Consider the following 26883-nt stretch of genomic DNA (forward strand, 5'->3'; position numbering starts at 1 on the left):
CCTTAGCTTTCTCGGCTTACTCGCTTTAACGTTCGTGATAGACGTTCGCGTCTAAACTTTATCGTTACCTTTCAGACCGATAGAGAATTTTTTCAGGTACTCATTCGGCTTACTACCGTCATACACGATGTTGTCGATAAAGTGAGTTTGTGGGGCGCGGAAACCATCTTCATTTTTGAAATCAGGGAAGTCTTTCGACGTTAGCACGCCATCTTCGACTAAGGCCTCAGCCGCTTGTTGATAGATATCTGGACGGTAAACTTCTTTAGCGATATCCATGTACCATTGGTCATCTTGCGAGTCTGCAATCTGTCCCCAACGACGCATCTGAGTGAGGTACCAAATCGCATCACTGTAGTATGGGTACGTGGCGTTATGACGGAAGAACACGTTAAAGTCAGGCACATCACGCTTATCACCTTTCTCATACTCAAACGTGCCCGTCATGCTGTTGGCGATAACTTCAGCATCAGCACCAACATAGGCACTTTTCGAGAGCATTTTCACTGCTTCTTGACGGTTGGCATTGTTGTTTTCATCCAACCAATGTGCAGCACGGATAAGCGCTTTCACAACGCGGATATGAGTATTTGGGTTTTCCTCAGCCCAAGACTTCGATACACCAAACACTTTCTCAGGGTTGTTTTTCCAAATCTCGTAGTCTGTCACCACAGGAACGCCAATGCCCTTAAATACCGCTTGCTGATTCCACGGTTCGCCTACGCAATAGCCTTCAATCGTACCCGCTTCCATTGTGGCTGGCATTTGAGGCGGCGGTGTCACGCTAAGTAGTACATCTGCGTCTACTTGGCCACTGTTATCACCTGATTTTGGTGAATAGTAACCTGGGTGAATTCCCCCTGCTGCCAACCAGTAGCGCAGCTCATAGTTGTGCGTTGAAACGGGGAAAACCATACCCATGTTGAACGGCTTACCTTCATCAAGGTAACCCTCAACCACAGGCTTTAGCGCGTCCGCCTTAATTGGGTGAACAGGTTTGCCATCGGCCTGCTTAGGAATGTGCGGCTTCATCGCATCCCAAGTGTTATTGGAAACGGTGATGGCATTACCATTGAGATCCATACTAAATGCAGTAATGACCTCCGCCTGAGTACCGATACCAATCGTCGCGCCCAGCGGCTGACCAGCTAGCATATGAGCGCCGTCCAGCTCACCATCGATGACGCGGTCTAGCAGGACTTTCCAGTTAGCCTGCGCTTCCAATGTGACGTAGAGACCTTCATCTTCGAAAAAGCCCTTTTCGTAAGCGACTGCTAGCGGTGCCATGTCAGTCAGTTTGATAAAGCCAAATTTGAGCTCCTCAATTTCCGGCTCACCTAACTCAGCCCAAGCCGACGTGCCAACCAGTAGCGTTGCCGTTGCAATAGTCGCGGTACTGACGCGATGAAACGTCTTACCCACTTTGTTTGCTCGTTGCGTCCATGTTTTCATAACACTATCTCCGTGTGATGCTTAAAAATTTTTTCCAAAAAAAAAAGGCGCTACTGCCATCTATAAGCAATAGAGCCTATGTGTAAGCAGTAACGCCGTCGCCAACCTTCCATTCACCGCCGTTGATGAGTTCAGGAGCTGCCCACTTAAGGGCGGGGGTATTGTAGTTAATATTAGTAATTCAATATGCGTGCCATATTTAAATTTTCCTATAAAATCATAACCTTAATAAAATCCAGACTCCATCCTGACTTTCTTTTGCTTCTCCAGTGTGCACCGTGCACCAATTGAATGAATTATCATTAACCCCAAAGTGGTAGTTAAAGATGGATGGATTCCAACGTGTTGATCAGGTTCTTTGCAACTTGGTTAAGCGATAGGCTCGACTGCATAGCCGATTTTCGAAGCGCAGCAAACGCCGTTTGCTCGTCAAGATGGTGATACTTCATCAGCAGACCTTTGGCTTTTTCGACAACTTTTCGCTCTTCGAGCTTCAAGTTTAATGCTGCGATTTTTTGATCATCTTGAATCGATTTATCTCGCACTTGTCTGGCGTGAATCACCCAGGCGTTGAGCTCGAATTGAGAATCATGAGGTAGCAAAACATAGTCATTACTTGCAGGTAAGCGGTTGATATCATTGTTATTAAGCTGTTTTAGGATTACAAGAAGTGGACGCTGTAGTTGCTTGGCAACCTCAATGATCAGCGACAGTTCTGCACAAGGCTGCTGCCAAGAAATAACAAGGGTGGCTGAGGGCTCTTTTTCGAGCATGGACTCCAGCTGAGATAGCTGGCAGCCCATGATTTTATCAAAGTCTCTGGCAAGTCTAGCGCTTATATGCGCCTGCTCGGCGATTGAATCGCAACAAACTAAGACTGGTGTTTTTGGCATACGATTTCCCTAACATAGTGTTCCTTCACTCGTTAGTCCATCGCAATATGTATGCCAAAGTCGCTGGGCTTTGGTTTGAGCCTTGTTCCAATCTGCCGACAAGGTAAAAAGCGCCACAGTCATCGTACTAATAACGGAGTTGGCCATCAGTTCTTGCTCATCTTCAGGAGTGCCCAACGGACAAGGAATCTCGCGTTGCTGAGTCATGCACTCTTCAATGTAACTCGAGTTCACTTTGCCGTTTTCTGCCCACCAAATGGTTTGACTTACCTTGGGGTTATATTCGGTCTCACCCGACTGTCCTTTAAAAGAAACGGTTCGCTGAGTTTGCGCCGTGGGTAGGTGTACTAGCGATTCCACTTTGGCGTGTAACTCTTGAAAGCCTGGGTGGAAACTGCCGCGCAGTGCAAACGGCGCATTGGCTGGGTTTAAAGCGCGAGCAACGGTGTTGACGGGCGTTCTTAGTCCATATCGATGCTTCCAATCAAGCATGGTCTTAACTTGCGGCAGAAAATTCTCAAGGGGTAAATAAGTGATGTTGAACTGCTCAAGTCGTTGCTGCGCATCCGCAAGACTGTTTGCAGTGGTGATATTAAGCTGGTTTAAAAAGTCTCTCGCGTGCAAGCGATTATGCATTTTATCCAAATCGCCATGAAGCAAGATTCTCACACCACTGTCCGCCAATATCTTGGCTGCGACCAAATGCCAAGGTAAACCTGACGTTTGGCCGGTGCGTTTTCCTGCATACAAAGGCCAATCAAGATCAGCAAAGCTCTCTGATGAAGATTTAAGCGCCTGTACAAAGCCAGCGATTTCCTCCGGCGTCTCATCTCTCACGCGAATTAGCATCATCAGCATGGCCATTTGGTCATCACCGACCTCACCATCCATAAACGCAGCCATGACCTCGCACGCCTGAGTTTGCGTAAGCGGACCTCTACCTCGTGAACCACGGCCTACCGTGCGAATACATTCTTGAATTAACGACACATCTTCTCCTACTTAATGTGACTTTCCCAGCCTAGACATCAGAGCGGCGATACCAACAGTTCATCTTGAGTATATTCTTTCGCTATATCAACAAGCTGCTGGCGAATTGACACCACTTCACCAATGATCATCAACGCCGGGCTCAAGCCGCGAAGTTGCTCCGCGATTTGATTCAGTTGCGATAGCTCGAAAGTATATACTTCTTCTTCTGCGCTACAACCTTTACCGATAATAGCAACAGGCGTGGAAGCCTTCAGTCCTGCTTGCACTAAGCCACTTTGAATCTCGAGGCTTTTCTCAAGCCCCATATAACAAACTAACGTTTGCCCTTGAGCAATCAGCGATGACCACGCTGGCAGTGCGCCAGACACGACATTACCGGTGACAAAGGTGACACTGCGTGCCACTTTGCGATGGGTTAACGGGATTAGTGCGCTTGAAGAACAGCCAAGCGCAGCGGTAATGCCCGGAATCACTTCAAATTCAATGTTCGCAGCTTTTAGCGCCAGTGCTTCTTCTCCACCACGCCCGAATACAAAAGGGTCACCACCTTTTAACCTTACTGCGCGATACCCTTTCAGGCCACAATCTTTAAGGATTTCGTTAATCGAGTCTTGATTCAGGCTTGGCATACCACAGCGTTTACCTACATAAAATCGTAACGTGCTGCTGGGAATCAAATCCAAGATCGGCTGACTGACTAGGCGATCATAAACCACAATATCCGCCTGAGATATCCGCTTATGGGCAGCCATGGTCAGCAAGTCCGGATCACCAGGCCCCGCCCCGACAATGGAGACAAACCCATTTTCAGATCGATAAGGCAGCTCATCAATAAAACCAACATCTTGCTGTTGGTGCAAACGGTATGCATGCTCATTCCTTTGAGTATTCATCCTACAACTCCTTGGTTAACTGAACCATTATTTAACTATCACGTCGATATGCTGAGCGTGCTGAAAGTGCTGATTGGCGAGCTTTTCCACCTCTGGTAGACAAGACCCGCAATTACTGCCGCATTTGAGCTGACTTTGAAGCTGGGCGACACTGGTATGGCTATGAGTTTGAATCGCATCAATGATCTGTTTTTCAGTCACTCTAAAACAACTGCAAACCAGCTTGCTTGTCGCACCCGTTTGGGTCGCCTTGAGAAGTTTTGACAGTGAAAAAGGCTGCCCCAACAGCTGTGAAAGCTGCTCGACATCAGCATCAAAGGTCTTATTCTCTACTTGAATAATACTTTTTACCGTCAGCGCGGCGTCATCAGCACAGCTTAGCGTCACCCAGCCCTGCTCGGTATCCATCACCAATAGCTTGCCGTTTAGGGCGGCGCCTGTTGCCTGATTCCAAGTGTGCTTCTCTAAGGGTACTTGCGTCGCATAGCGCCATAAACGCTCGCCAGCGCCACCAATGTCAGTCACTTGCATAGATGCAAAGTCCGCGAGGCTACGCAACTTGTCACAGCCCTCGCCTATGGCAACCATATAGCTGCCAATGCCAAATGGAGCGACGCGAACTAGCGTCGATTTAAACGCTGGCTGACCCGAAATAGGGTCAACCACGGATTCTGTCACCTGGTTAACACCACTGCCGGCACCAAATTCGCCTGCCCAGTGCATCGATAAATACACACTGTGCATACTCAAACCTTCGTCTGCTCTGATACGGGCGATCACATTGCCGCTGCCATCTGGCAGTGTTAGCTCGGCAAGTTGCTCCGTTTTAAGCTCTGCTCTTTCAATCGAGATTGGGTTTAAGTAGAGCGTAGGCTCGACCTCCTTTTGGGTAAGCGAAGGAACGTAGCCTGTGCGCGTCATGGTATGCCACTGGTCGCGGTCACGTCCCGTATTGAGAATGAATTCTTGATGTCCGCGAGGCGTTTCAAGCTCAATAGTCTCGGGAACAATCAAATTGGCACGCCCAGAAGGTGTCGCAAACGAACCATCGGCAAACGGTCTCTCACTACCAAGCGGCCATTGCACTGGTTGCCATTGTTGATAGTCGCTTTCAGTCAGTGTACTTAACTTGCTTAAATCGAATAGCTGAGGCGCATGTTTGTTGATGCCCGATAACTTGATGTGTTCTTTGAAAATCTCATACTCACTGTGATACCCAAACCCATCGCTAACATCCATTAAGCGACAAAAAGCCTGACCTACCTTGGAAATAGCCCACCAATCTGGCCTGCTTTCACCGCGCATAGGCAAGAATGCTCGCTGGCGAGACATCATGCGCTCAGAGTTAGTTACCATACCCTGCTTTTCACCCCATCCTGCGGCGGGTAGCAAAATGTCCGCGTAATGGGCGATATCAGAATCAGCACAGATATCCGACACTATTACCAACTCACAGCGCTTGAGCGCTCGTTTGATCTTCTGACTTTGTGGCAGTGACACGACTGGATTGGTTGCCATAATCCAAACCGCTTTCACTTCACCGCGTTCTATCGCATCAAATAGATCCACCGCTTTCAAGCCGGGTTTGGTTGCCATGTCTGGGGCCTGCCAAATCGCCTTAACTTGCTCTATCGACTCAGCATCAAAACCCCGATGGGCAGCCAGTTGATTCGCCAATCCACCTACCTCTCGTCCCCCCATCGCGTTGGGCTGACCAGTAATCGAGAAAGGGCCGCACCCTTCACGACCGATTTTGCCCGTTAGTAAGTGAGCATTAATAATGGCATTGCCTTTATCAGTCCCATTCTCAGCCTGATTCACGCCTTGGCAATAAAGCGTAATCACGCGCTGCTTGGTCGCGAACCAATGATAAAACTGTTTAAGGCTAGTTTTATCGACTTGAGTTTGCTCGGCAACAGCATCAAGAGAACAAGAGGGTTGTTTTAGCGCTTTCATCAGCGCATCCGCGCCTTGCGTGTGCTCGTCGATATACTCTGTATCTAATTGCTTGGTGTCATCGCAATACCGCGCCAACCCCATAAACAGTGCCACATCGCTGTCGCTTACAAGAGGCAGGTGTAAATCCGCTTGTTCTGCGGTCATGGTTTTACGAGGGTCGATCACCACCAGCTTTAAGTTTGGATTTGATTCTCTCGCTTGTTGAATTCGTCGAAAGACGATCGGGTGTGTCCAGGCCATATTGGAGCCCACCAACACAATCATCTCGGCCAGCTCTAGGTCTTGATAATTCACGGGCACGACATCTTCACCAAATGCACGAACGTGAGACGCAACCGCAGACGACATACAAAGTCGTGAGTTGGTATCGATGTTAGCGCTGCCAATAAAGCCTTTCATAAGCTTGTTGGCTACATAGTAATCTTCTGTCAGCAGTTGACCTGAAACATACATAGATAGCGCGTCACTACCGTGCTGCTGTTTGATGTCATAAAACCGCTCTGCGATAGTATCAATCGCTTCTTGCCAGGACGCCTGTTTGCCGTTGATTTTTGGGTACAACAACCTTGCTGGCCCAGTATGGCTTTGATCCAAAGATGAGCCTTTTACGCATAGCGCTCCCATGTTTGCAGGGTGTGAAAGATCGCCACACGTTGATGCTTGATTCGGGGTGCTGACACACTTGGCCACTAAGCCGCAGCCGACACCACAATACGGACAGGTTGTTTTGACACTTCTCGGCTTCATAGCTTCTCCTTGAGCCCGGCGACATCGATAAAAAAAGCGCCTCTTCTTATTTCAAGAAGAGGCGCCTTTGCCATTGACGAGTTAGTTATTGTTCACGGTCATCTGTCTTATCTTTTCAACAAGACACGTCCTTTGATAAAAGAGAGAGCAAGAATGGTTCCAATCTTGATAATGTTATTTATCAGTTAGTTACGTGAAAACGAGGATTGTGTGATGCACTGTTTTGGGGAAGCGCACAAATAATGGGCGATCGTTGCTCAATTTGTAGGTAACCACCAGTAATGTACTTCCTTTACCATATCTTGAGCGCTAAACTCTAGCCTCACTCACAAAAAATAGCCTTCAACTATGACAGCTTCAAAAATCAAATTCATCGCAACCGACATGGATGGAACCCTGTTAGACGAACAAGGCCAGCTTCCTGCGCAGTTTCCTGCGTTATTTCAAAGGCTAAAGTCTCAAGGAATTCTGTTTGCTGCGGCGTCCGGACGTCAATATTATAGCTTGCGTGATACCTTTGCTGACTACCAAGACGAGATGCTGTTTATCGCTGAAAATGGCACCATGGTTATGCATCAAGACAAAGAGCTGTATAGCTGCACGCTCGATTCAGCCTCTGTGCCTGACATCATTCGTCAAGCCCGTGCTATCTCCGGCGCGTTTATTGTGCTGTGTGGTAAGAAAGGTGCCTATATCGAAACACAAGATCCAAAGGCGCTGGCAGAAATCAGTAAATATTACCACCGCTGTCAATATGTCGACGACTTGCTGAGTGTGGAAGACGAATTTATTAAAGTTGCTCTGCTTCACTTTAATGGCTCTGAGGCTCACATCGATCCGGTGATCCGCCCAGTATTTGGTGAAGATTTTCAAGTCGTGGTTAGCGCTAAGATTTGGCTCGATGTAATGAACAAAGTCGCATCAAAAGGCGCGGCCATTCACCACCTACAGCAAACCATGAACTTTACTTTTGAACAGACTATGAGTTTTGGTGACTACTTTAACGATGTGGAGATGTTGAAGGAGAGTTATTACTCTTACGCGATGGAAAATGCCCATCCAGATGTCAAAGAACTTGCCCGCTTCTCTGCACCGAGCAATACAGAAGATGGTGTGATTAAAGCGGTCAACGCCTTTCTTGATGCTGAGCTTTCTGTCGCTAAATAGAAGCCAGACAAACCGGTTCACTGTGTAAACAAAGAGCATGGTAAAAAAAGAGCATGCCCAGGCATGCTCTTGTTATTTTTGCCAGCGCTCAGCGGCCTGTGCGTCGGATTCGCGAGAGTCAACCCATCGAGTTGACTCTGTCGTACGCTCTTTCTTCCAAAATGGCGCCTTGGTCTTCAAGTAATCCATAATGAATTCGCACGCTTCAAACGCTGCACCTCGGTGAGCACTGGAAACACCAACAAACACGATTTGGTCACCCGCATCGAGATCGCCTACGCGGTGAATAACTCGAATACCATTAAGCATCCATCTCGTTTCCGCTTCATTGCAGATTTTTTGTAATGCGCGTTCGGTCATTCCCGGATAGTGCTCAAGTGACATACCTTTCACATTGTCGCCCAAGTTCATATCGCGAACTTTGCCAGTAAAAGTAACTATCGCACCCGATGCACTGCCTTCCGCAAGAGCATCATACTCAACGCCTACTGAGAAATCTTGTTGCTGTACCGATACTCGAATCGTCATATCAGCCACCAGTTACCGGAGGGAAAAAGGCCACTTCGTCACCATCACTGACGGCTGCCGTCAGCGGGACAATGTCTTGGTTTACCGCAGCCAATAACTTGCCAGAATCAAGCGCCAAGTCCCACTTGCCCTCTTGCTTCGCTAAGTGAGCACGGATGGCTTCAACCGTGTCAAAGCCGGCATCAAGTTCAAGCTCGTCGACACCAACCAGTTCGCGAGTTTGAGCAAAAAACAGTACTTTGATCATGATTCCACCTTAAAGTGACCTGACTTACCGCCGGTTTTTTCTAGCAATCGAACGCTGTCGATCACCATGTCTTTCTGTACCGCTTTGCACATGTCATAAATCGTCAATGCCGCGACGGAGGCTGCAGTCAGAGCTTCCATTTCTACGCCCGTTTTACCCGCTAGCTTACACACGGATTCGATGCGTACTTTGTTTTCACTTTCCAGCGCTTCTAGCTGCACTTCCACTTTAGAAAGCAGTAGCGGATGACACAGTGGGATCAAATCCCAGGTTTTCTTCGCCGCTTGAATACCCGCAATACGTGCGGTAGCAAACACATCTCCTTTGTGATGGTTGCCAGAGGTAATCATTTTCAGCGTCTCCGGTGCCATATGCACAAACGCTTCTGCACGCGCTTCGCGAACCGTCTCAGCCTTAGCTGAAACATCAACCATATTGGCCTCGCCCGATGCATTAATATGTGTAAATTCCGACATGACTAACCCCGACACTTACTTAGTTAGGTGAGGCATGAAATTGCAAGGGCGATGACTTGCATCGAGTTGCTGCTTAATGATTTTCGTCCAACCCGTGCGACATGCACCTGTTGAGCCAGGCATCGCAAAGATCACCGTGTGATTAGCAAAACCAGCAATCGCACGTGACTGAATAGTAGACGTACCAATCTCTTCGTAAGATACCGCGCGGAATAGCTCACCAAAGCCTTCTACTTGCTTATCGAAAAGAGGCACTAGCGCTTCTGGTGTGCTATCACGAGAGGTAAAGCCTGTACCGCCTGTGATCATTACCGCTTGAACGCTTTCGTCAGCAACCCACTGTGAAACCACTGCTCGGATTTGGTAGATGTCATCGATAACGATTTTTTTGTCTGCCAACGTATGACCCGCTTCTTGCAGGTTTTCAACCAGGTAGCGACCTGATGTGTCGTTCTCTTCTGTACGTGTATCTGAAACGGTTAGCACTGCGATATTCGCAGGCACAAATTTGCTCTCTGCGTGACCCATGATTTTCACCCTATAAAAACTGTAAACATTAAAATCGACGACGCGAATTAGCCGCCGATGGATGCCAAGTGAGGCGTCATTCCTGAATTGCCATCATGTAGGAAGTGACTGACCGACTTGGTCTGTAATTGTGCTTGAATGCGCTTGATTAGCGCCTGCTCCTGCGCGTCTTCTTGCAGTAAGTCTCGCAGCTCTACACCATGCTCACCAAACAAGCATAAATGCAGCTTACCCATTGCAGAGACACGCAAGCGGTTACAACTTTCGCAGAAGTTTTTCTCGTATGGCATGATCAAACCAATCTCGCCCTTATAATCGGCATGCACGAATACTTGAGCCGGGCCGTCGTTGTTTTGACGCGCTTTAAGTATCCAACCGTTGGCGATAAGTTGATTGCGTATGTCCACACCTGAGACATGATGATTTTGAAACAGCTCGTCCATTTCCCCGGTTTGCATCAGCTCGATAAACCTAAGTTGGATAGGACGATCTTTGATCCAGTTAAGAAACGACGGCAGCTCTTTGGCGTTGAGATCTTTCATCAACACCACATTGACTTTGACCTGCTCGTAGCCGATCTCAAACGCGCGATCGATGCCAGCCATCACCTCAGTAAACTTATTCTCACCTGTAATTTGGTGGAACATACGAGGATCAAGACTATCAACGCTGACGTTAATATGAGTCAAACCCGCTCGCTGCCAGTTATCAACTTGCTTTGCCATACGATAACCGTTAGTTGTCGTAGCCACTTTGCTGATGCCAGGCGTATTCGCGACCGTTTCAATGATCTGAGGGAAATCCTTCCTAAGACTAGGCTCACCACCAGTAATACGCACCTTTGACGTGCCACAATCTGCAAATGCAGTGACAACACGCTTTATTTCAGGCAGCGTTAAAAATGCTGGTCTCTTGTGACCAGGTGGTTTGTAGCCATCAGGGAGGCAATATGTACATCGGAAATTACAGACGTCTGTAACCGACAAACGCAAGTAATAGAACTTGCGATGGAATTTATCTTCGAATTGTTGCGCCACGGAACACCTTTCCAAACACGGGAGGCGTGATCATTTCCAATCAAGCCCTTGTGACCAAATGTCACTGGCTCAACACGCTTATCTTGATTGATATTACATCAGAAGACTTAGCGTCGTGAGCTCGGAGTTATGGCAATTAGCGATATGAGTCGCTAACAGCGTGTGAGTAAAATACTCAATAACGACAGGGTTTTCCAGCTTTGCAATCAAAAAACCTTATCTATTCGTCATTTTTATTATAGTTGAGTATCGCAAATGAACAATTTACCCTATGTTACGAAAACTAAGTAACACAAAAGTAGAATAAGATGAGCAACTATTCATCAAAAAAAATCGTGGCAATCGGTGGCGGTCACGGCTTAGGGCGCATGTTGGCTGCGCTGAAAGACTTCGGCTCTAATGCCACAGGTATTGTCGCAACAACTGACAATGGCGGCTCCACCGGCCGTATTCGAGAGTGCCAAGGTGGCATTGCTTGGGGCGACACTCGCAACTGTATCAATCAGCTCATTACCGATCCGTCTATCGGTTCAATGATGTTTGAGTACCGTTTCAAAGGCACGGGCGACCTGAATGGTCACAACCTTGGCAACCTTATGCTTACCGCACTGGATAACTTATCCGTCCGCCCTCTCGACGCAATTGAGCTGATTAGAGACTTGCTTAAAGTCGATGTTAATATCATCCCAATGTCTGAGCATCCTTCTGATCTCAAAGCACTTTCAGTAGAAGGGAAATGGGTTACGGGTGAAACCTCCGTGGATGAAATGGAGCAAGACCTACAGCGTCTTGATTTAGAACCTGTCGTTCCTGCGACTAAAGAAGCGGTCGATGCGATTCTCCAAGCGGACTGTATTGTGCTTGGCCCTGGTAGTTTTCTAACCAGTATTATGCCGCCGCTTTTGCTTGCTGATCTCAGCCAAGCCATTAACAGTAATACCAAAGCCAAAGTGGTGTTTGTTGAGAACCTATCACCCGAGTATGGCCCGGCTGGACGAATGACGCTGGAGCAAAAACTGCAATGGTGTGAACGAGCTCTGCATGGCAGAAAACTCGATGTTATTTTAGGTGAGCAGGCTCACCCAGATATTTGCTCACGCTGGAACTGTATGACTCAACCTCTGGCCTCACCCAATCGTGATTGGCGCCATGATAGGAATAAACTCAAACAAGCAATTGAGTCGCTGCTGCAATAAGCTCAATGTGATTCACTTGGACTTTCCAATAAAAGCCTCATACTCAGTCACTTAGAGCTAGTTGGGGCTTTTTGTATACTAGGTAAGTATTCACTCACAGTTCCTCACTGCTATTCTGATAAAAACCCTACTTAGTTAACAATTGCTAACCAAGCAAATTGTTGCGTTGCCATGAATGCATCACTCTAGCATCACAACAATCAAAATAGCGAAGTGCCGACATGAACCAGTACGTGAATGACCCATCCAATTATCAACTGCTGATCAAGAACCTCCTTTTCTCCCCCGTTGCTTTTGATCCAGACCAAGAAATCATCTACGCCAATTACCGTCGCCATACTTATCAGACCTTTCATGATCGCGTGAGGCAACTTGCTAACGCCCTAACCCAAATGGGCGTAAAAAAAGGCGATACAGTGGCAGTAATGGACTATGATTCTCACCGTTACTTGGAGTGCTACTTCGCTATTCCTATGATTGGCGCCAAGCTGCATATGATTAACGTGCGCCTCTCTCCAGAGCAAATTCTCTATACCATCGACCACGCAGAAGACGATGTCCTGCTCATCCATGAAGAATTTTTACCAATCTTGGATCAAATCAAAGGACGTATCGACACCATCAACGATTACGTGATACTCCGTGATGAAGGAGATTGTGAATATGAGCAGCGATTGGCGGCGCAACCTAACGAATTTGACTTTCCTGACTTTGATGAAAACACAGTCGCTACCACCTTTTACACTACAGGTACGACAGGGATGCCAAAGGGGGTGTTCTTTACTCACCGTCAATTGGTGCTGCATACCCTAGGGATTCTAAGCTCTCTCGGTACCAATGCGGTTCAAGGCCGGCTGCATCAAGGCGACATCTACATGCCTATTACGCCAATGTTTCATGTTCACGCTTGGGGTCTACCTTATATGGCGACCATGCTTGGCATCAAACAGGTCTATCCGGGTAAATATGTTCCAGATGTGTTGCTTGGCCTTATTGAACAAGAAAAAGTGACCTTCTCACACTGCGTACCCACCATCTTGCACTTGCTACTCAACTCACCCAAATCTTCCTCAATGGATTTATCGGGATGGAAAGTCGTCATTGGCGGCGCCGCATTGCCAAAAGCACTTTGTCAGGCTGCATTAGCACGCAATATTGATGTCTTTGCCGGATATGGCATGAGTGAGACCGGTCCAATCCTGTCGATAGTGCAACTCACACCTGAACATCTTGAAGAGGATATGGATACTCAAGCGGAGTACCGGGCGAAAACCGGTAAAAAAGTCGCGATGGTCGAAGTTGAGATCGTCGATGAACAAATGGAGCCACTCGCACACGATGGCGAAACCACAGGCGAAATTGTCGTTCGAGCCCCGTGGCTTACACCGAGCTACTACAAAGACAATAAGAACTCGAAGGCGTTGTGGCGAGGTGGTTATTTACATACTGGCGATGTGGCAACTATCGACCAAGAAGGGTTCATCAAAATTACTGACCGCGTGAAAGATATGATTAAAATCTCAGGTGAATGGGTCAGCTCCCTTGAACTTGAGGACATTCTCCATCAACACAAAGCCGTGTCTGAAGCCGCTGTGATTGGCATGCCGCACAATAAATGGGGCGAAGTTCCTCTGGCTCTGATCACGCTAAAACCTGAACAAACGGTGACGGAAAAAGAGCTTTTAGGATTTGCAAAGGGCTTTATCACCAAAGGTATCCTCGCCCGCGAAGCGCTACTAATGAAGATTAAGTTTGTCGATACCATTGCTAAGACCAGCGTTGGTAAAGTTGATAAGAAAGAACTTAGAAAATTGTATCTATAGAGCGCTGCTTTAACGAGCTAACATAAAAAATGCAGCCTCTAAGGCTGCATTTTACGTTTGGTACCTTTGATGCGCTAGGCTTCTATCGTCTCGAGGTAGCTAATATAAGTGGTATGTGTGTTAGCAAGCAGCGCAAGCACTTGGTCAATCAGAGCTTGATCTTCCACCAGTTCGTTTTGCTTCGATTTCGCATCAATTTGGATCGCAAGTTGGCATAAAGGCTCAGCACCAAAACTGGCAGCGCTGCTCTTGAGTGCGTGGCATATTTCCGCCAGCAACTCCATTTTGTCGCTAAGTACGCCTTCACTAAGCTGACTTTGATACGTCACCAACTCACCAGTGAATATTCCAAGTAAAATAGGAATATTACTCACGCCAATTTCGTTAGTAAGCTGCTCAACTCGGTCTTGATTCATAAACGTCATGCTTTGGTCTCACTCGCATTCCATGCTTGGATTTTTCTATAAATGGTCGATGGACTTACGTCCAGGTACTTTGCCGCCTGTGGGATGTTGCCATCACAAGCCTCAATGGCCTGTTCAATGGTACGTCGCTCAGTTTGCCACAGCGGCACAATATCTTGTGGACCAAATGACGAGACCGTGATCGATGATGCGGTTGGTTTCATGACGACCAAAGGCTCATTCAACGGTGGCGGCAGCATATCTAACGTGATTTCTTTACCGTGGTTAAGTACCACGACATTGCGCAGCACATTTTGCAATTGACGCACGTTACCTGGCCACTCGTAGTGGATGAAGCGTTCAATCACATCTTGAGAAAAGCGCACGAAGCTCTTCCCTTCCTCATGCGACATGAAACCCAATAACGAGTAGGCAATTTCAATGACGTCTTCTTCACGATCACGAAGCGGTGGCAGGTGCAATGGGATCACGTACAAACGGTAGTACAAGTCTTCCCTAAACCGCCCTTCTTGTACCTCTTTCCAAGGGTCGCGGTTGGTCGCACACACAAAGCGCACGTCCACTTTCTTCATGCGCGAAGAGCCCACTTTTTGGAAAGTACCGGTTTGGATAAAGCGCAGCAGTTTGGTTTGCAGTTCGAGATCCATCTCGCACAGCTCATCAAGAAACAATGTGCCGCCATCAGCAAGCTCAGCCGCACCTTGTCTATCAACCGCTGCGCCAGTAAAGGCGCCTTTGACGTGACCAAACAACTCACTTTCAATCAGATCTTTCGGGATCGCCGCACAGTTAATTGCGATAAATGGTTTATCACCGCGTTTACTCGCAGCGTGAATGGCTTCGGCACATACCTCTTTACCGGTACCACTCTCACCCGTAATAAAAATACTGGCTTTACTGGATGCGGCGGAATCGATAGTGCGATATACGGCTTGCATCGGCTGACTACTGCCGATAAAACCTTGATAGCTTGGGCTACCCGTATCGTTGATTTCATCGCGCAGTTTAGACGCTTTGCGAATCGCATTGGTTACTGTTACGCGCAGACGGTCAGCTTCACAAGGCTTAATCAAAAAGTCTTGGGCACCGTGCTGCATCGCATCGACGGCGATATCAATAGAACCGTGCGCCGTCATAAAGATGATAGGCACGTCTGGATGAGATTGTTTCACTGCGTCCAAAACATCCATCCCCGTCATATCGGGAAGACGCAGATCAAGAAGTATCAGATCGGGTGTCCGATGCTGTAAGCTTTGAATCGCATCGCGGCCATTGCCTACGATATTGATATCAATCCCCAATGGAGAAAGATACGAGCGATATAAAGCTGCAACGGAGGCCGTATCTTCTACCATCAGTAAGTAGCGAGACTTCGGCTCGTCGAATAAAGGTTGCATAAATCCTAGCTAACTGTTGTTTTATTATGTTTGCTTTATTTGGTTACTCTATAAGCATATTCGCATTTTGCAATTATTGATTAAGAAAAACCATTTTTATTTTACTGCTTAAAGCTTGAGCAGCCTACCAGACTGCTCAAAGCTTGTTAACTGTTAGCGATGAAGTGTTGTCTAAGTTTCTCTATTTCATCACGTTTTTCTGCAGCTAGTTCAAATTCTAAGTTCTGAGCGTGTTGATACATTTCTCCTTCGAGCTTGAGAATTTGTTTTTCGAGATCTTGTGAGGATAGCGCCACATACGCTTGAGAAGGCTCTGCGACCTTAGAAAGTGGTACCTGTTTGCCTTTCTTCGGCTTACCACCTTTGACTGCACCACCAATTTCCATAATGTCTTTGATGTTGCGCTTAAGCGCAGTGGGTACCAGCCCCATTTTTTCATTGTAAGCATGCTGCTTTTCACGGCGGCGCGAAGTCTCATCGATGGCTTTTTGCATCGACTTGGTGATACGGTCGCCATACAAAATCGCTTTGCCTTTGATATTACGCGCGGCGCGGCCTATGGTCTGAATCAAAGAGCGTTCTGAGCGCAGGAAACCTTCCTTGTCAGCATCAAGGATCGCCACCAGCGACACCTCTGGCATATCCAAACCCTCTCGAAGCAAGTTGATCCCCACCAGCACATCAAATTCACCCAAACGTAAATCGCGAATGATCTCGGTACGTTCAACAGTATCGATATCTGAGTGCAAGTAACGCACCTTAACGCCGTGCTCACTGAGGTATTCAGTCAAATCCTCTGCCATGCGTTTGGTAAGAGTCGTCACCAACACACGCTCATCGCTCGCAGCGCGAGCTCTCGCTTCGGAGAGCAAATCATCTACCTGAGTCGCAACAGGACGTACTTCAATTTCTGGATCCAAGAGACCCGTCGGACGCACCACCTGATCGGCTACGTCACCATTAGATTTCTCTAGCTCATAAACACTTGGTGTTGCAGAGACAAAAATGGTTTGCGGCGAAATCATCTCAAATTCTTCAAACTTCATTGGACGATTGTCCAACGCCGAAGGCAAACGAAAACCAAACTCCACTAGCGTTTCTTTTCGAGAGCGGTCACCTTTATACATTGCGCCAATTTGTGGCACGGTCACGTGTGACTCATCAATAATGAGCAACCCGTCTGCTGGCAAATAATCGAATAGTGTCGGAGGCGGCTCACCCTCTTTGCGACCACTCAAGTAACGAGAGTAGTTCTCGATGCCTGAACAAAAGCCAAGTTCGTTCATCATCTCAATATCAAATTGGGTACGCTGAGAAATACGCTGCTCTTCAAGTAGCTTATTGTTTTCTTTTAGATAAGTTGCACGGCTGGTAAGTTCTTTTTTGATCTCTTCTATCGCATCTAGAATACGTTCTCGCGGCGTTACATAGTGGGTTTTCGGATAGATGGTGTAACGCGCGATATCGCGTTGGGTAATCACACCCGTTAACGGGTCGAAAAGACTGATGCAATCAATTTCATCATCGAACATTTCAAGGCGTACCGCTTCTTGATCCGATTCAGCAGGAAAGATATCGATAACTTCGCCACGTACGCGAAATTGGCCACGTTCAAACGCAACGTCGTTACGGGAATATTGCAGTTCTGCGAGTCGAAGTAAGATATCACGTTGGTCGATCACCGCACCGCGAGTCACGTGAAGCATCATTTTTAAATACGAATCGGGATCGCCTAGGCCATAAATGGCAGATACTGAAGCGACAATAATCGCATCTTTGCGCTCAAGCAGAGCTTTGGTCGCCGACAAACGCATTTGCTCGATGTGAGCGTTCACTGACGCGTCTTTTTCAATAAACGTATCTGTGGTCGGTACATACGCCTCTGGCTGGTAATAATCATAGTAAGAAACGAAGTACTCAACCGCATTGTTCGGGAAGAAGGCTTTCATCTCACCATAAAGCTGTGCGGCGAGGGTTTTGTTTGGTGCCAACAAAATAGCGGGTCTTTGCGCTTGGGCAATGACGTTCGCTAACGTGAAGGTTTTACCGGATCCGGTTACCCCTAGCAAAGTTTGGTGGGCGAGACCTGAATCCAAGCCATCGACTAACTGCGTAATCGCGGTAGGTTGATCTCCTGAAGGTTTGTAATCAGAAACCAATTCGAAGTGTTTTGCCATCTATTTGTATCCCTTATCTGCAACCCTACTATTTGAGCGCTAGCGCTATCAATTTGCAACCTAAAGCTCGCCTTTATACGTGCAATTTGCTATTGTGTGCACCCAAGCAAAACCCACGTCTACACCCAGCGTTTCAAACCATCCACGGTTTTTCCCCAATCAATCCTAGCTTAGCTGTTAATAATAATATTCTCATTTTTGATACTCCAAACCCCAGCTTTTAAAAGTCATTATATTTCAATCACATAATTGACAATTTATTCAGTTATTCACACCCCATCAAATGAGTAATTACTCAATTCAACATTCTCTACAGCGCAATTAACACATTTATCCACAATTTTGGTGGATAAGTAAAACAACCTTATGAGCAATAAGGCTCTCAGGAAAGTAAAGTTTTTTTTGAAGTTTTTTTTGCAGTGATTTTTCATAAAAACCATTGACTCATACATCTAGGGTAGCTAAGATTCGCCCCGCTTTAAGCAATTCCCCCTTAGTTCAGTTGGTAGAACGGCGGACTGTTAATCCGTATGTCGCAGGTTCGAGTCCCGCAGGGGGAGCCAAATTTAGAATAAGCCGTGTCGTAAGACGCGGCTTTTTCGTTTCTAAGCGACAGAAATCCCTACAGGATTTTATGCCGCAGAGCTCGCCGCCCGCGTTCCAGTCCCGCAGGGGGAGCCAAATTTAGATTAAGCCGTGTCGTAAGACGCGGCTTTTTCGTATCTGCGTCTCACAAACTCCTTCCAGATAACAGCCTTTTTGTCTGCTCCCACTCACCCAATTCTGTACGTCTTTTTTTGTTTTTAGCCCGAATGCCTATACTTTTCGTACAAACGAGCAAAACCATAGATTTCACAGGTTGTTATTCACCGCTCAAAACTGGATAATATCGGGATCGGAGCTCTTTACACTTTTTATTATGACCGAATATCTTTTGTTGTTGGTGGGCACAGTACTCGTCAACAATTTCGTACTGGTTAAATTCCTTGGATTATGTCCATTTATGGGCGTATCTAAAAAACTCGAGACGGCCATCGGCATGGGTCTTGCGACAACATTCGTACTGACTTTAGCCTCAGTGTGCGCCTACCTTGTAGAAACCTATGTGCTTGTACCTTTAGGTATCCAATACCTGCGAACGATGAGTTTTATCCTCGTCATCGCGGTGGTAGTGCAGTTCACGGAGATGGTAGTTCACAAAACCAGCCCTACTCTATACAGGCTACTCGGTATCTTCTTGCCACTGATCACGACCAACTGCGCCGTATTGGGTGTTGCACTGCTAAACATCAACGAAAACCACAACTTCATCGAATCCATTATCTATGGGTTTGGCGCAGCCGTTGGTTTCTCTTTGGTACTGATCCTATTTGCTTCAATGCGTGAGCGTATTGCGGCCGCAGATGTACCAGCGCCATTCAAAGGTGCTTCTATCGCAATGATTACCGCAGGACTCATGTCTCTTGCGTTCATGGGCTTTACAGGGTTGGTGAAACTATAATGAGTACCATCCTTATTGCCATCGTTGCTGTTGTTATCCTAGCGGGTCTGTTTGGCGCCGTTCTGGGCTTTGCCTCTATCAAATTCAAAGTAGAAGCTGACCCTATTGTCGATCAAATCGACAGCATTCTGCCGCAAACTCAGTGTGGTCAGTGTGGTTACCCAGGTTGTCGCCCCTACGCCGAAGCGATTGCTAACGGCGACGCAATTAACAAATGCCCTCCGGGTGGTCAACCGACAATTGAAAAGCTTGCAGACTTAATGGGTGTCGAAGTCGAAGATTCTGCACACGATGCCGAAAAATCGATTAAAAAAGTCGCCTTTATCCACGAAGACATGTGCATTGGCTGCACAAAATGTATTCAAGCGTGCCCTGTAGACGCCATTGTAGGTGGTACTAAAGCTCTACACACGGTTATCAAGGATGAGTGTACCGGCTGTGACCTTTGCGTTGCGCCGTGTCCAACTGATTGTATTGAAATGATCCCGGTAGAAACCACCGCGGATACATGGAAATGGCAAATGGATGCTATCCCTGTCGTCAACATTACCGAACCAACGACAGAACTAAACGGTAAGTAGGGAGCATTATGTTATCACTCATCGAACAAATTAAATCAGGCTCCCTTTGGGACTTCCCTGGCGGCGTGCACCCGCAAGAAAATAAGACACAGTCTAACCGCAATGAGATAGCACGTGCTGCTGTACCGAGCGAACTCGTCATTCCTCTAAAACAGCACATTGGTAAGCCAGGCGACCTATTGGTTAACGTTGGCGATAAAGTACTTAAAGGTCAGCCGCTAAGCCAAGTCAACGCGGCCTTCATGTTGCCTGTTCATGCGCCAACGTCCGGCACCATCAAAGCGATTGAACCTCGCACTATTGCTCACCCATCGGGTTTGAATGATCTCTGCATTGTGATTGAAGCGGATGGCGAAGACACCTGGACTGAGCTTTCTCCTGTCGAAGACTACCGCGCACTTGAGCCAGACGCGCTCATCGAGACCATTCGTCTTGCCGGTATCTCAGGTATGGGCGGCGCAGGCTTCCCAACAGCGAAGAAAATTCAATCGGGTTTACAGCGCACTGAAATCTTGATCCTCAACGCCGCTGAGTGTGAGCCTTACATCACGGCAGATGACCGCTTAATGCAAGACTGCGCCGATGAAGTAATTGAAGGCATCAACATTCTCAAGCATATGCTTAAGCCAAAGCTGACCATCATCGGTATTGAAGATAACAAGCCCGAAGCAATAAAAGCATTAGAGAAAGCCGCTGCGAACGAAGACATTGTGATTCGTGTGATCCCAACCAAATATCCATCAGGCGGTGAAAAGCAGCTCATCAAGATTTTAACCAATCTTGAAGTGCCAGTGGGTGGCATTCCTGCCAATATTGGCCTTATGGTACAAAACATTGGCTCTGCGTTCGCAATTAAGCGTGCCGTTTGCCAAGGTGAGCCACTCATTGAACGTGTCGTCACACTCACAGGTAAAACCTTCAAACAACCACGTAACGTCTGGACTCGTATTGGTACGCCAGTGCAAGCGCTGCTTGATGAGTTTGGTTACAAAGCAGATAAGAAATCACAACGTCTTATTATGGGTGGTCCAATGATGGGCTTTACCCTACCGCATGCCAATGTCCCTATCACCAAAACGGCGAACTGTATTTTAGCACCAACGTTTCGTGAGATTGATCCTCGCTCTCACGAGATCGCCTGTATTCGTTGTAGTCAGTGCGCCGAAGCCTGCCCCGCATCTTTGCTTCCACAGCAATTACAGTGGTACGCAAAATCGCAAGAATACGACAAATGTGAAGAGCTGAACCTTAAAGACTGTATCGAATGCGGTGCGTGTGCGTTTGTTTGCCCAAGCGAAATCCCGCTGGTTCAATACTATCGCCAGGCCAAAGCCGAAATCCGCATTCGTAAACAAGATGCCGATGCAGCTGAACGTGCGAAAGTCCGTTTTGAAGAGAAAAAAGCACGCATGGAGCGTGACAAAGCAGAACGTGAAAATCGATTCAAGAAAGCCGCCGATGATCGCCGCAAACAGATGAGTAAATCTGATGGCGACGACGCTATCGCTGCTGCCATTGAGCGCGTTAAAGCGCAGAAAGCCAAAACTGAAACCACTAGTGAAGTGAAACCAGCGGTCGCTGCAGCGATTGCCCGCGCTAAAGCTAAGCAGGCGGAAGCCGCTAAACAAGGTCAAGCAGAGCCAGACAATTCAGAAATGGCTAAACTGCGCGAAGAGCGTAAGCGTCAAGCCAGAGAGCGTAAAGCTGACAAAGCGTCAGCGCCAGAAAACGCTACTGCAGAAACCAGCGCAGATGTCGATCCGAAGAAAGCTGCGATTGCTGCAGCCCTCGCTCGTGCGAAAGCCAAGAAAGCTGCGCAGCAGCAAGATGCGCCTTCTGATTCAGGCAGCCAAGAAGCGAAAAAAGAGGCAGTGGCCGCCGCGATTGCCCGTGCGAAAGCACGCAAACAAGCAACTCAAACTGATCCGTCAGAATCAGAAAGCGAAACACCAACTTCTGAGTCAGACGATTCAAAAAAGGCAGCAGTCGCTGCTGCAATTGCTCGTGCCAAAGCTCGCAAACAAGCCGGTAAAGCTGAGTCAGAAGAAGCGAAAGACGAAGCGCCAGCGTCTGAGGCAGACGCTCCTAAGAAAGCTGCAGTTGCTGCCGCTATCGCGCGCGCTAAAGCTCGTAAACAAGCTGCTCAGGTTGAGCCGGAAGAAGCGAAAAGCGAAACGCCAGCGTCTGAAACAGATGATCCGAAGAAAGCCGCAGTAGCTGCTGCTATTGCGCGCGCTAAAGCTCGTAAACAAGCTACTCAGGTTGAGCCAGAAGAAGCGAAAAGCGAAACGCCAGCGTCTGAAGCAGATGATCCGAAGAAAGCAACAGTAGCTGCCGCTATCGCGCGAGCTAAAGCCCGTAAACAAGCCGCTCAAGCTGAAACTGAAGAAATGGCAAGCGAAACGCCATCTTCTGAAGCGGAAGATCCGAAGAAAGCTGCAGTTGCTGCGGCGGTTGCACGCGCTAAAGCTCGCAAGCAAGCGGTTCAAACTGAACCTGAAAAAGCAGAATCAGCACAAGCTGAACAACCTAAAGAAGTGGCTACTGAGACGACAACTTCGGAATCAGACGATCCGAAAAAAGCCGCCGTCGCTGCCGCGATTGCTCGCGCAAAAGCTAGAAAACGCCAACAAGAACAAAATAAGGAGAACAACTAGTGTCGTTCTTTATTGCTAGCTCTCCACATGCTCATAGTCGTAAACGTACGCCGGATCTGATGAAAGGTGTGGCGCTGTGTGCGCTGCCAGGCCTTGTCGCTCAGACCTATTTCTTTGGTTGGGGCACGATTATCCAACTCGCGCTGGCGATTGTTGTCGGGCTGGGACTTGAAGCTGCGGTCATGGTGCTGCGTAAGCGATCCCCTGCTCTAGCACTTCGTGACTACAGTGCATTGGTTACCGCTTGGCTTCTTGCTATTGCCATCCCGCCACTGTCTCCATGGTGGGTGGTAGTCATTGGTCTACTATTCGCTATCGTCATCGCGAAACACCTTTATGGTGGTCTGGGTCAGAACCCATTTAACCCAGCAATGGTGGCCTATGTTGTGTTACTTATCTCTTTTCCTGTAGAGATGACAAGCTGGATCACGCCAATCTCTATCTCAAACGAACCCGTTGGTTTTGCTGACGCTTTCTCGCTGATTTTCGGTGGCTTTGATATGGATGGCTACTCACTACAGCAGATCCGTACTGGCATTGATGGCATTACAATGGCAACACCGCTTGATGCATTCAAAACAGGCATCAGTAATGGCAACACCATGGGTGAAGTTCTAAGCCAGCCCATCTTTGGCAGCCTCGCTGGCATTGGTTGGGAATGGGTAAACCTAGCCTATCTGCTCGGCGGTTTGGCACTTCTCAAGTTACGCATTATCCAATGGCACATACCGGTGGCGATGTTAGTGTCTCTGACTGTAGTCAGCGGCTTCTTCGCCATGATATGGCCTGGCGAAACAGGCTCGCCTCTGCTGCACCTGTTGTCGGGTGCGACTATGCTTGGTGCGTTCTTTATTGCGACCGATCCCGTTTCTGCATCGACCACAGTAAAAGGTCGTTTGATTTTTGGTGCCTTCGTTGGCTTGATGGTTTTCATCATCCGTACTTGGGGCGGTTTTCCAGATGGCGTCGCCTTTGGTGTTCTACTTGCCAATATGTGTGTACCGCTTATCGATTACTACACCAAACCAAGAACTTACGGGCACTGATATTATGTTGAATGCGATTAGAAAAAACGGCTTAACACTGGCTATCTTTGCTTGTGCATCAACCGGTGTCGTTGCCGTTACTCAGTACCTGACGAAAGATCAGATCTTGCGCCAAGAACGCGCACAGCTGCAAGCAACGCTAAATGAGGTCATCCCTCATGAACTGCATGACAACGAACTATACGCCGCTTGCACCTTGGTCAGCGATCCGGCACTTGGTACCACGGCAGCGCAGCCCGCTTACATTGCCACCATCAACAATGAGCCAAAAGCTCTTGCAATTGAAACCATCGCACCAGATGGTTACAGCGGCGCAATCAAGCTCATCATTGGCGTTGATGTAGACGGAACTATCTTGGGTACGCGAGTATTAGCGCACCAAGAGACACCAGGACTGGGTGATAAAATCGACCTTCGAATCACTGATTGGATCTTAGGTTTCTCTGGCAAGCAAGTGACCGAAGACAACCTGAATGAGTGGGCAGTCCGCAAAGACGGCGGCCAGTTCGACTCGTTCACTGGCGCAACTATCACGCCAAGAGCGGTGGTCAATGCGGTCAAAAATACCGTGGAATACGTGAACAACAATCGCGACTCCATTTTAAACCAGCCACGTAACTGTGGAGGTGAGTAATGACAACCTCAAAAGAACTTCTTAAAAATGGCATGTGGGATAACAATCCAGCTTTAGTACAGTTGCTTGGTCTCTGTCCTCTGCTTGCGGTTTCATCCACCGTAACCAACGCCTTAGGCTTAGGACTCGCAACACTATTGGTATTGGTTGGCTCCAACGTGACAGTCTCTTTAGTTCGTGACTACGTGCCAAAAGAAGTGCGTATTCCGGTGTTCGTAATGATCATTGCAGCGCTAGTAACCTGTGTTCAGCTATTGATGAACGCATACGCCTATGGCCTTTACTTATCATTGGGTATTTTTATCCCGCTTATCGTGACCAACTGTATCATCATCGGCCGTGCAGAAGCGTTCGCATCTAAAAACGCGGTTGGCCCTGCTGCTCTCGATGGTTTTTGGATGGGCATGGGCATGACCTCTGCGCTTGTTGTGCTTGGTGCGATGCGAGAGTTAATTGGTAACGGTACCCTGTTTGATGGTGCCGACCTGCTACTAGGTGACTGGGCGGCAGCCCTTCGTATTGAAGTGTTCCAGTTTGATAGCCAGTTCTTGTTGGCATTGTTGCCACCAGGGGCGTTTATCGGCGTTGGCTTCCTGATTGCTCTCAAGAACGTCATCGATAAGCAAATCGAACAGCGCCAACCAAAACAAGAAAAACCAGAGATTGAACGCGCTCGCGTTACCAACTAAAGCTTTTCATGCCCGAGATTTTCGGGCATTTTTATAATAAAAATACACTGGATACTCAGACACTGAGTACAAGCAATCAGCGGAAGAATTAGTCAGCAAATGAACAACACCAAAAGAAAAGAGATTCTAGAGCGGCTTCGCGAAAACAACCCCAAACCAGAGACTGAGCTCAACTGGAGCTCGCCATTCGAACTGCTGATAGCGGTTCTACTATCGGCGCAAGCAACCGATGTCAGTGTTAACAAAGCTACTGATAAACTCTATCCCGTCGCAAATACACCGGAAGCTATGCTAGCGCTCGGTGTAGATGGCGTGAAAGAGTACATCAAGACGATTGGCCTGTTTAACTCAAAAGCCGAGAACGTCATCAAGACTTGTAAGATCCTCATCGAAAAGCACGGCAGCGAAGTCCCAGAAAATCGTGAAGCGTTGGAAGCGCTACCTGGTGTGGGCCGTAAAACCGCCAACGTGGTACTCAACACCGCCTTTGGTTGGCCAACCATCGCGGTAGACACTCATATCTACCGCGTCTCAAACCGCACTAAATTCGCGATGGGCAAAACCGTCGACGATGTGGAAGAGAAATTACTCAAAGTCGTTCCAAAAGAATTTAAGCTTGATGTGCATCACTGGTTGATCCTTCACGGACGCTACACCTGTGTCGCCCGCAAACCGCGCTGCGGCAGCTGCATTATCGAAGATCTCTGCGAATTCAAAGAAAAAGTCTATCCAGACAATTAATATTAAGGAGCAATGTTATGTCTAACGGCCGTATCCTTCACACTATGCTACGTGTAGGTGACCTAGATAAATCTATCTCGTTCTACACCGACGTCATTGGTATGAACTTGCTGCGCAAAAATGAAAACACCGAATACAAATACACCCTAGCCTTCTTAGGCTTTGGTGATGAGTCTGAAGGTGCAGTGATTGAGCTAACGTACAACTGGGGCGTCACCGAATACGATCTAGGTAGCGCCTATGGTCACATCGCTATCGGCGTAGACGACATCTACACCACATGCGACGCCATCAAAGCTGCAGGTGGCAACGTCACCCGCGAACCGGGTCCTGTAAAAGGCGGCACGACGCAAATCGCCTTCGTCAAAGACCCAGATGGCTACATGATTGAGTTAATTCAAAACAAAGAAGCCAGTGCTGGCCTTGAAGGTTAAGTGCTGATTTAGCCGAGCTGAAATGAGAAAGCCAGTGGACATTAACCACTGGCTTTTTAGTACCTCTCTCCAAGTAACCAAAACTTGCAAGTTCCCACTCTTTCCCCAACATAAAAGAACGTTCTCTACTTGAACGCCAAGGCCTACTACCTTACTGACCAATCCAACTTAGGGGGAGTTAGAGTGGATATAGATCGTCTATGTTCAAGTGGCTTTCTGTGTCTTAGATATATGTGAGCCAAGTAAGCCTTTAAACGAATTGAGTGTTATGTTCAAACTGGCTAAAATAGGCGATAGAATTTACATAGAGTTTCGTTAGGTTAGCCTAATCATGTCTAAGCTCTAGCCTATGTTGTCCCAGATTGTAGTGGTCAACAAATTCCGGACACTAACTTAAGCCGATTTTCGGCAGTAACTGGCGATAGCCCATCATTTGCTTGATGAGGCCGTTGCCTATTGTAGTAATCCATCAAGTAATAGCTGATATCCTTCTTTGCCTGAGTTTGGGTCAGGTATCCAGTAGCTGGTATCCATTCGGTTTTTAAGCTTCTAAATAGCCTCTCCATAGGAGCATTATCCCAGCAGTTACCTCGACGACTCATGCTCTGAGTTATGCGATATCGCCAAAGCCTTTGACGGTATTTAAGGCTACTGTATTGGCT

The 26883-nt window shown here is 47.6% G+C and carries 25 protein-coding genes, 1 tRNA gene and 1 riboswitch; of the genes, 12 read left to right on the top strand and 14 right to left on the bottom strand.

Going from position 1 to position 26883, the window contains the following annotated elements:
- Positions 1 to 51 precede the first annotated feature (51 nt).
- The 5 genes from L4C42_RS08200 to L4C42_RS08220 form a co-directional block, all read right to left on the bottom strand.
- Entirely contained in the window at positions 52 to 1452 is a 1401-nt protein-coding gene (locus L4C42_RS08200; protein WP_353496665.1) for a CmpA/NrtA family ABC transporter substrate-binding protein, read from the bottom strand.
- Between the two features lie 320 nt (positions 1453 to 1772).
- Positions 1773 to 2345 (bottom strand): ANTAR domain-containing response regulator, encoded by a 573-nt coding sequence (locus tag L4C42_RS08205; RefSeq protein ID WP_353496666.1) that lies wholly within the window; start codon positions 2343 to 2345, stop codon positions 1773 to 1775.
- A gap of 9 nt (positions 2346 to 2354) precedes the next feature.
- On the bottom strand, positions 2355 to 3335 hold the full coding sequence (locus L4C42_RS08210; protein WP_353496667.1) for a glycosyl transferase family protein: 981 nt from the start codon (positions 3333 to 3335) through the stop codon (positions 2355 to 2357).
- 38 nt (positions 3336 to 3373) lie between these two features.
- The gene (gene cobA / locus L4C42_RS08215) at positions 3374 to 4231 is read right to left on the bottom strand and encodes a uroporphyrinogen-III C-methyltransferase (RefSeq protein WP_353496668.1); all 858 of its coding nucleotides are present in this window, start codon (positions 4229 to 4231) and stop codon (positions 3374 to 3376) included.
- 27 nt (positions 4232 to 4258) lie between these two features.
- Positions 4259 to 6937 (bottom strand): nitrate reductase, encoded by a 2679-nt coding sequence (locus L4C42_RS08220; RefSeq protein ID WP_353496669.1) that lies wholly within the window; start codon positions 6935 to 6937, stop codon positions 4259 to 4261.
- Between the two features lie 348 nt (positions 6938 to 7285).
- Between L4C42_RS08220 and L4C42_RS08225 the strand changes: the two genes are divergently transcribed.
- Positions 7286 to 8104 (top strand): Cof-type HAD-IIB family hydrolase, encoded by an 819-nt coding sequence (locus L4C42_RS08225; RefSeq protein WP_353496670.1) that lies wholly within the window; start codon positions 7286 to 7288, stop codon positions 8102 to 8104.
- A gap of 72 nt (positions 8105 to 8176) precedes the next feature.
- Here the strand turns inward: L4C42_RS08225 and moaE are convergent, their stop codons facing one another.
- From moaE to moaA, 5 genes are all read right to left on the bottom strand, one after another.
- Positions 8177 to 8632: a molybdopterin synthase catalytic subunit MoaE gene (gene moaE, locus L4C42_RS08230; protein WP_353496671.1), complete on the bottom strand. Its 456-nt coding sequence runs from the start codon at positions 8630 to 8632 to the stop codon at positions 8177 to 8179.
- A gap of 1 nt (position 8633) precedes the next feature.
- Positions 8634 to 8879 carry a molybdopterin synthase sulfur carrier subunit gene (gene moaD / locus L4C42_RS08235; protein ID WP_353496672.1) on the bottom strand — a complete coding sequence of 82 codons (246 nt, stop codon included), beginning with the start codon at positions 8877 to 8879 and terminating at the stop codon, positions 8634 to 8636.
- Positions 8876 to 9355 (bottom strand): cyclic pyranopterin monophosphate synthase MoaC, encoded by a 480-nt coding sequence (gene moaC, locus L4C42_RS08240; RefSeq protein WP_042502300.1) that lies wholly within the window; start codon positions 9353 to 9355, stop codon positions 8876 to 8878. The genes moaD and moaC overlap by 4 nt, the downstream gene beginning before the upstream one ends.
- Positions 9356 to 9370: 15 nt before the next feature.
- Positions 9371 to 9883 (bottom strand): molybdenum cofactor biosynthesis protein B, encoded by a 513-nt coding sequence (gene moaB, locus L4C42_RS08245; RefSeq protein ID WP_112462417.1) that lies wholly within the window; start codon positions 9881 to 9883, stop codon positions 9371 to 9373.
- Positions 9884 to 9930: 47 nt separating this feature from the next.
- Positions 9931 to 10920 (bottom strand): GTP 3',8-cyclase MoaA, encoded by a 990-nt coding sequence (moaA, locus tag L4C42_RS08250; RefSeq protein ID WP_353496673.1) that lies wholly within the window; start codon positions 10918 to 10920, stop codon positions 9931 to 9933.
- Positions 10909 to 11059, bottom strand: a riboswitch (molybdenum cofactor riboswitch). (Overlaps the previous gene by 12 nt.)
- A 169-nt stretch (positions 11060 to 11228) precedes the next feature.
- On the opposite strand from moaA, the gene L4C42_RS08255 reads away from it, so the two are divergent.
- Both L4C42_RS08255 and L4C42_RS08260 read left to right on the top strand, forming a co-directional pair.
- A complete protein-coding gene (locus tag L4C42_RS08255; RefSeq protein WP_418642055.1) occupies positions 11229 to 12116 on the top strand; it encodes a YvcK family protein in 888 nt (295 codons plus the stop codon).
- A gap of 221 nt (positions 12117 to 12337) precedes the next feature.
- Positions 12338 to 13939, top strand: coding sequence for a long-chain fatty acid--CoA ligase (locus L4C42_RS08260; RefSeq protein ID WP_353496675.1), 1602 nt, complete (start codon positions 12338 to 12340; stop codon positions 13937 to 13939).
- A gap of 74 nt (positions 13940 to 14013) precedes the next feature.
- Here the strand turns inward: L4C42_RS08260 and L4C42_RS08265 are convergent, their stop codons facing one another.
- From L4C42_RS08265 to uvrB, 3 genes are all read right to left on the bottom strand, one after another.
- Positions 14014 to 14364 (bottom strand): Hpt domain-containing protein, encoded by a 351-nt coding sequence (locus L4C42_RS08265; RefSeq protein ID WP_353496676.1) that lies wholly within the window; start codon positions 14362 to 14364, stop codon positions 14014 to 14016.
- Positions 14361 to 15761, bottom strand: a complete 1401-nt coding sequence (luxO, locus tag L4C42_RS08270; RefSeq protein WP_353496677.1) for a quorum-sensing sigma-54 dependent transcriptional regulator LuxO — start codon at positions 15759 to 15761, stop codon at positions 14361 to 14363. The genes L4C42_RS08265 and luxO overlap by 4 nt, the downstream gene beginning before the upstream one ends.
- A 146-nt stretch (positions 15762 to 15907) precedes the next feature.
- Positions 15908 to 17938, bottom strand: a complete 2031-nt coding sequence (gene uvrB, locus L4C42_RS08275; protein ID WP_353496678.1) for an excinuclease ABC subunit UvrB — start codon at positions 17936 to 17938, stop codon at positions 15908 to 15910.
- 487 nt (positions 17939 to 18425) lie between these two features.
- Between uvrB and L4C42_RS08280 the strand changes: the two genes are divergently transcribed.
- The 9 genes from L4C42_RS08280 to gloA all read left to right on the top strand — a co-directional run bounded on the left by L4C42_RS08280 (position 18426) and on the right by gloA (position 26221).
- Positions 18426 to 18501 (top strand) — tRNA-Asn (locus L4C42_RS08280).
- 356 nt (positions 18502 to 18857) lie between these two features.
- The gene (rsxA, locus tag L4C42_RS08285) at positions 18858 to 19439 is read left to right on the top strand and encodes an electron transport complex subunit RsxA (protein WP_042476631.1); all 582 of its coding nucleotides are present in this window, start codon (positions 18858 to 18860) and stop codon (positions 19437 to 19439) included.
- Positions 19439 to 20020: an electron transport complex subunit RsxB gene (rsxB, locus tag L4C42_RS08290; RefSeq protein ID WP_112462411.1), complete on the top strand. Its 582-nt coding sequence runs from the start codon at positions 19439 to 19441 to the stop codon at positions 20018 to 20020. The genes rsxA and rsxB overlap by 1 nt, the downstream gene beginning before the upstream one ends.
- A gap of 8 nt (positions 20021 to 20028) precedes the next feature.
- Positions 20029 to 22677: an electron transport complex subunit RsxC gene (rsxC, locus tag L4C42_RS08295; protein ID WP_429760061.1), complete on the top strand. Its 2649-nt coding sequence runs from the start codon at positions 20029 to 20031 to the stop codon at positions 22675 to 22677.
- Complete coding sequence (gene rsxD / locus L4C42_RS08300) at positions 22677 to 23723, top strand: electron transport complex subunit RsxD (protein ID WP_353496680.1); 1047 nt, start codon at positions 22677 to 22679, stop codon at positions 23721 to 23723. Before rsxC ends, rsxD begins: the two co-directional genes overlap by 1 nt.
- A 4-nt stretch (positions 23724 to 23727) precedes the next feature.
- The gene (rsxG, locus tag L4C42_RS08305; protein ID WP_353496681.1) at positions 23728 to 24357 is read left to right on the top strand and encodes an electron transport complex subunit RsxG; all 630 of its coding nucleotides are present in this window, start codon (positions 23728 to 23730) and stop codon (positions 24355 to 24357) included.
- The gene (locus L4C42_RS08310; RefSeq protein WP_112480530.1) at positions 24357 to 25046 is read left to right on the top strand and encodes an electron transport complex subunit E; all 690 of its coding nucleotides are present in this window, start codon (positions 24357 to 24359) and stop codon (positions 25044 to 25046) included. Before rsxG ends, L4C42_RS08310 begins: the two co-directional genes overlap by 1 nt.
- 99 nt (positions 25047 to 25145) lie before the next feature.
- Positions 25146 to 25787, top strand: coding sequence for an endonuclease III (nth, locus tag L4C42_RS08315; RefSeq protein WP_112480531.1), 642 nt, complete (start codon positions 25146 to 25148; stop codon positions 25785 to 25787).
- Between the two features lie 17 nt (positions 25788 to 25804).
- Positions 25805 to 26221, top strand: a complete 417-nt coding sequence (gloA, locus tag L4C42_RS08320) for a lactoylglutathione lyase (RefSeq protein WP_353496682.1) — start codon at positions 25805 to 25807, stop codon at positions 26219 to 26221.
- 371 nt (positions 26222 to 26592) lie between these two features.
- On the opposite strand, the gene L4C42_RS08325 is transcribed toward gloA, so the two are convergent.
- A partial coding sequence (locus L4C42_RS08325; RefSeq protein WP_429760064.1) for an integrase core domain-containing protein occupies positions 26593 to 26883 on the bottom strand: 291 nt, incomplete at its 5' end.

The sequence above is a fragment of the Vibrio wakamikoensis genome (genome assembly GCF_050337275.1).
GTDB lineage: Bacteria > Pseudomonadota > Gammaproteobacteria > Enterobacterales > Vibrionaceae > Vibrio > Vibrio chaetopteri.